Genomic DNA, 5,226 nt, shown 5'->3' with positions numbered 1-5,226 from the left:
GGCCATATATAAACAAAGACGAAGTCTTGAATCAGACTCCGTCTTTTCAGTGTACAAAGAACTACAGCAATTAGTAGCGATTGCTTAAAGCCTATTTCCAATCTGTAGACCTCTCTATATTTTTTCCAACTTTGCAACAGAACCTTAGTAACGCTCCTTTTTGCAATAGTAACGTTACCATTAAATTGCTCATCCCATTTATCTTGTGATTTCCACTTTCTGATTTGCGAAGGCTTGAGATTTAACTCAGCTGCAATATCAATTAATGGTTTCTCACCTTTACTTGCTTTATATATTTCAAATGCTTTGTCACGATCTGGGCTACGTTGCCTAGCCATATTCACCACCTCGCGGTAATCCCTTAACATTTTTTTGGTTAAGCTTTTAGGAATTCATCAATCGTTTTGTCTAACACACTAATAAGCGCATCTCTCGTTTGCTTTGGTGTCATATCATCACTTATTTCATTATGCATAGCTACAGACTTTTCTAGTTTCTGTGGATCAATGCGTTGTTTTGCTAACTCCACACCAATAACATTTATTAACTGACCGATAATAACTGTTTGTTCTTGTTTACTTAGTTTCATTTCTCTAACTCCTCCTCGCGGTAATTCTTTATTATATTTTTAATCACTTTTGTAAATCTATTTATCTATATGTATAATTGTATTAAAAGTCACAACTTTTAGAATTGAGGTGAACATCATGAAAAGTTTTGGTATGTTAGTACTCTCTACTGTCTTTTCAGCGCTCCTAGTATATTATAATGTCGATTCCTTTTATAATAAATTTACATCAGGTAATACATATTACTGGGTAAACGGTGTCCTAGCTGCTGGATTCCTTATATCCTTAATTATCAACATAAAAGATATCATCAAGAAAAACTACACAACTTCTGAATCGAATTAAGGAGCCTGTATTGGTTCCTTTTTCTTTATAAAATAAAAAAGCATCCTATTTAGATGCTCTCTGCGCTTAATTTTTCTATATAATACTGATTCCCATTGCCATAAGGCTGCCTAATACAATACACACTAGTCCTATTAATATTAAAAACTCTGGTAACTCAAAGTGTCCGAGTATCATACTTAGAATTAAGCCTATAGGAAATACAAGAACTTCTATCCAACTTATACCTTCATTTTTCCTTATCATATAGGACGTAGTTATACAGATAATTAAAACTCCTAATACAATTAAACCTAATCCTAATGCCATTCATCCACCCACTTTTTCCCTCCATATTACCATAAAAGAATTATCATTAGGTTTTCTTCTTTATAAAATAAAAAGCAGTGGATTCGCTACTCTAAGGTTCAACTATCTCCCACGTTACTCCATAGATTAGTAAATCACGTGGTTTCTTTTCTACTTCTGCAAGTATCTGTCCTTCAGGAAATGGTTCTTTAGTTTTAGTGATACTTGTACAACCAGCTTCTTCTAATACATTATTGATTGGATGTTCAGCATATCGATTGAACCTATTAGATATATCACATATCATTTTCACTATCATACTCTCATCCCCTTTTTCTTCCAGAATAACACAAAAAGAATCTTATTTATCCGAATGTAAACTTTTACCCAAAAGTTTACTTTCATTTCCCCTTAAAAATTGACTTTTATCTATTTTTATTGATATTATAAAAAACAATAAAAAAGTATATATTCAAATCATTGAAAATAAAGGGATTGAAAAACGGATGGATAAAAAGCAACATTTAATTATAGAAGAAAACAAATTAGTAATTACTTAAAACATAAAGATATAATTATAAAAGATTCAATAACTGTTTCTTATTTTAGAATCTTTTTATATAAAGGGATTTTAAAGGTATTAAGAAAAGTCCTTTATATTTTCTTTCACGTTTAATTAAAATGAATCCTTTTCTTTTTTAATGAATTTTAATATTGATAAGGTTTCGATAATTAATAGGTGCTTTTGTTCAATAAGGCGCTTTCCTAGAAGAAGAGATTTTTATTAGTTATCGATGTGCTATACTCAGTTTTAAGAGACAAAAAGGGGGCTAAATTATGGGATTTTTCGATAGGAAAGCTGTTTGTGGTGTTTGTGATAGCAAAGTTGGCTTGAATCGGTATAAGGTGAAACAATCTGACGCTTGGGTTTGCCCAGATTGTTTTAAAGAAGCTGGTGGCTTAGGTGTTGTAGACGTAAGTAAAGTTACTATTGAAGAAATTAAAGCTATAATCGATGAAAAAGTAGCAAGACGTGGTGAGGGCCCGTTATCAAGCGCTGAAGGAATGTATCAATACTGCATTGATAATAAATTCGGTTCTGGATTTAATGAAAAATGGGGAGTAAAACACTTTAGAGTGCTCGAAAACAACTTGATGAACGGTGAAAAAGTTCAAATGGCGTTTATCGGAATACATAATTATCAATCTACAACAAAGCATGATAATAATTATGCCTATGCTATCACCAATAAACGTATTATGTTTGGACAAAAAAACTTAACTGGTGAAAAATTCAAAGCGGTAGATCATGGAAAAATAAATGATATATCATTTGAAACAGGGATGCTTTTCGGGTTTCTAACGATTGATACACCACAAGAAAAATTTAAAGTTGCTTTAGACAAAGCTTCAGCAACATCCATAAACAATAATATTCATCAGGTTCTGGATGCTTTAAAAAATAACACTAGTGAAGTTCAACCACAATCAATACCTACTCCTACATCAGTAGCAGATGAATTGAAAAAATTCAAAGAATTGTGCGATATGGGTGTTATTACAGAAGATGAATTTAATGCCAAAAAGAAACAGTTGCTCGGTATATAAACATAGTATGTACAAGAAGACCAAGTTAGATTGGTCTTCTTGTTTTGAAAAAATCAATAGTTAAAAAAGATGCTGTAATAGCATCTTTAATGTTTTAATGGGCTACATAGCTAGAATAATACACTTCCAGCATTGATTTGTATTCTAGTGAAAGCTCCTCTGAGTCCTTTATTTTTTGATATGCTATCTTTACAGGGTCAACATATACTAAATCTTCTTGAGAAATATATATGTAATGAGGATATTGTTTTGCCAGTAACCTTATTTCCTCATCATTGATTGTGCCTTATGAATTATAAAGTATTTACAACGTTGTTAAAGGCACTTTGAAGCTCTTCAATATTTTTATATCGGTAGTTAATATTATCTGAAATTCCTTTTTCAATAAATACTTTAAATTTTTCACTTTGAAAACTTTCTAGTCTTATTTTACCTGTCATTACAAAATAAACTAATCGTGTTAAAGCATATGTTTCATGTCGTATTTCATAATGATTAAATCCCATAACTTCTAGTTTCGGATCATTAAGAAAACCTTTAATATCTGTACTTTTTCTGGTAAGTACACTATCCTTAAGTTTCACCAAACCAAAATCTGAAACTTTAATAATGTTTAATTCTTCATATTTTTTCAAAAGAATATTAGTTGTACTAACGTCTCTGTGTAAAACACCTTTACTATGAATATACGTGAATGCCCGTAATATTTGTCTAACTAGATTAATTCTCTCACGATTTTCTAATTTATTATTATTTTTGGAAATGTATGTATCTAGGGTTTCATCAGCGTATTCCATTATGTATTGACGATTTACTTCATCAAAGTTGTAAACTTCAATTACATAAGGAGAATTTAACTGTTTCATCAAATCAAATTCTATTTTGAACCGCTCATATTCATCTTTACTTAAATTCTTATTTGCTTTTTTTATTACAAAAAAGCGATTATAATAATCATCCTTATATTTATGCACAGATGCATAAGAACCACTACCGATTGTCTTTGTAGAAAACGAAAAAATCCCCCCCTCTCTTACTATTGAAGTATTAGATTTAATAGTAAAAATAGGTTCCGCTTCAACTATATTTATTCTCTGAAAGCTTTCAGGTATTGAACTTCCTCCACTACTCCGTAAGAATCCCTCGCACTCATTTAATGTTCTCTTGTAATAAGTACTTACATTAAATTCATATTTTGTATCCTTAAGGTTTGACTGAATTGTTTTTAACTCTTCATTCAAATAAATGAGCTCTCTACTCTCGTCCGCAGTATAATGTCCGTAACTAAGCCGGCCATTCATATACTTAAACAAACTATTAAATTGGTAATGAAATATGGAAAATATCTCTTTTAAACAAGGAAAAGAAATTTCCTCGTAAAAGCTTATATATTTCCGAATATTTTCATCACCATATTCAGCCATGTATTCATCCATTTTATTGCTTAAATATATCAAATGACGGTCCTTTACTGAAACCATTATTTAATTCCTCCTTCATCTTTTAATCAATTATTATTCTATATCTATGCTATTAAATAGTATCACACATAATATATTGTGGGTTTGAAATAAAGTCACCATGTTTTTAAGAAAGACGCGAAGTTTTGAAGAAGTTGCGACGCTTCTAAAAAGTTTGCGATGCTATATCTTTTCAATTAAAGAATTCTAAATGTGTTTTGTTCAAACTTTTTTATAAAAATGGAATATCCAGTCACAAAGAAAGACTCTATTTTGATCAATCTTTTTTCAAAATGGAGTCTTTTTGTGTATCACAGAATGTGGATTTATAAGAGGTTTTTAATTAAACTTTATTCCAAAGCTACACAAGCCTATAGACAGTTACAAAAAGCCGGGGATTTTGCCGGAGTTGAATCTTTAGGAACTCATACCATGCGTAAAACATTTGGATATTGGTTTTACAAGCAAACAAAAGATATTGCTATGTTACAAGAAATAATGAATCATAGTACGCCACAAATTACATTACGCTATATTGGTATTAATAAAGAAGAAAAGGATAATGTGCTTGATACATTCCGAATTTAAGATAGATGTGCGTGGTTTTATTTTTTAGATAATATAAAAGAACTTGTAGTGATTTCTACAAGTTCTTTTATACTTCAGATTAAAAATGATTACATCATCACATTATTTATGCAACATGTGTCAAATGCAATTTTAGAATACTGTTTTATTCATCTCTTTATCCTCAGCTTTAGTCACAATACCTTCATTCCATTCAGCGTTAATATATTCAGTCCGGTTCTGTTGCAAAGTTTCCTACATGAAGCTACACTCTAGAAAACAGGATCTAGGAGAATCAGACATGAGATATTTTAAAGGAAAACAATTCAAGAAAGATATTATTTTAGTAGCTGTCGGCTACTACTGCCGTTTTTCTTTAAGTTAGTTAT

At 30.6% G+C, this 5,226-nt stretch carries 6 protein-coding genes and 4 pseudogenes; 5 read left to right on the top strand and 5 right to left on the bottom strand.

All coding sequences use genetic code 11. The annotated features are described in order from the left end of the window. Positions 1 to 88 (top strand): annotated as a pseudogene (locus AC1DIT_RS27000) (IS6 family transposase); the annotation flags it as partial. Between the two features lie 52 nt (positions 89 to 140). On the opposite strand, the pseudogene AC1DIT_RS26995 reads toward AC1DIT_RS27000, so the two are convergent. Both AC1DIT_RS26995 and AC1DIT_RS26990 read right to left on the bottom strand, forming a co-directional pair. Then, positions 141 to 338 (bottom strand): annotated as a pseudogene (locus AC1DIT_RS26995) (phage terminase small subunit-related protein); the annotation flags it as partial. A 38-nt stretch (positions 339 to 376) separates the two neighbouring features. Then, a complete protein-coding gene (locus AC1DIT_RS26990) occupies positions 377 to 589 on the bottom strand; it encodes a hypothetical protein (protein WP_016132778.1) in 213 nt (70 codons plus the stop codon). 118 nt (positions 590 to 707) lie between these two features. Here AC1DIT_RS26990 and AC1DIT_RS26985 point away from each other — a divergent pair, with 118 nt between their 5' ends. After that, positions 708 to 914, top strand: coding sequence for a hypothetical protein (locus AC1DIT_RS26985; RefSeq protein ID WP_016132779.1), 207 nt, complete (start codon positions 708 to 710; stop codon positions 912 to 914). Between the two features lie 75 nt (positions 915 to 989). Here AC1DIT_RS26985 and AC1DIT_RS26980 read toward each other — a convergent pair whose 3' ends face one another. Both AC1DIT_RS26980 and AC1DIT_RS26975 read right to left on the bottom strand, forming a co-directional pair. Then, complete coding sequence (locus AC1DIT_RS26980; protein ID WP_016132780.1) at positions 990 to 1,223, bottom strand: hypothetical protein; 234 nt, start codon at positions 1,221 to 1,223, stop codon at positions 990 to 992. Between the two features lie 91 nt (positions 1,224 to 1,314). Continuing rightward, a complete protein-coding gene (locus tag AC1DIT_RS26975; RefSeq protein WP_016132781.1) occupies positions 1,315 to 1,521 on the bottom strand; it encodes a hypothetical protein in 207 nt (68 codons plus the stop codon). 518 nt (positions 1,522 to 2,039) lie between these two features. Here AC1DIT_RS26975 and AC1DIT_RS26970 point away from each other — a divergent pair. Continuing rightward, positions 2,040 to 2,810 carry a PH domain-containing protein gene (locus tag AC1DIT_RS26970; protein ID WP_016132782.1) on the top strand — a complete coding sequence of 257 codons (771 nt, stop codon included), beginning with the start codon at positions 2,040 to 2,042 and terminating at the stop codon, positions 2,808 to 2,810. Between the two features lie 293 nt (positions 2,811 to 3,103). On the opposite strand, the gene AC1DIT_RS26965 is transcribed toward AC1DIT_RS26970, so the two are convergent. After that, positions 3,104 to 4,291, bottom strand: coding sequence for a protein kinase domain-containing protein (locus AC1DIT_RS26965; RefSeq protein WP_016132783.1), 1,188 nt, complete (start codon positions 4,289 to 4,291; stop codon positions 3,104 to 3,106). Between the two features lie 345 nt (positions 4,292 to 4,636). On the opposite strand from AC1DIT_RS26965, the pseudogene AC1DIT_RS26960 reads away from it, so the two are divergent. Then, positions 4,637 to 4,858 (top strand): annotated as a pseudogene (locus AC1DIT_RS26960) (tyrosine-type recombinase/integrase); the annotation flags it as partial. Positions 4,859 to 5,138: 280 nt separating this feature from the next. Beyond that, positions 5,139 to 5,219 (top strand): annotated as a pseudogene (locus tag AC1DIT_RS26955) (IS6 family transposase); the annotation flags it as partial. Positions 5,220 to 5,226: the final 7 nt, after the last annotated feature.

This window comes from Bacillus sp. 05T22, assembly GCF_056396765.1.
This window is presented reverse-complemented; position numbering and strand designations above follow the sequence as displayed.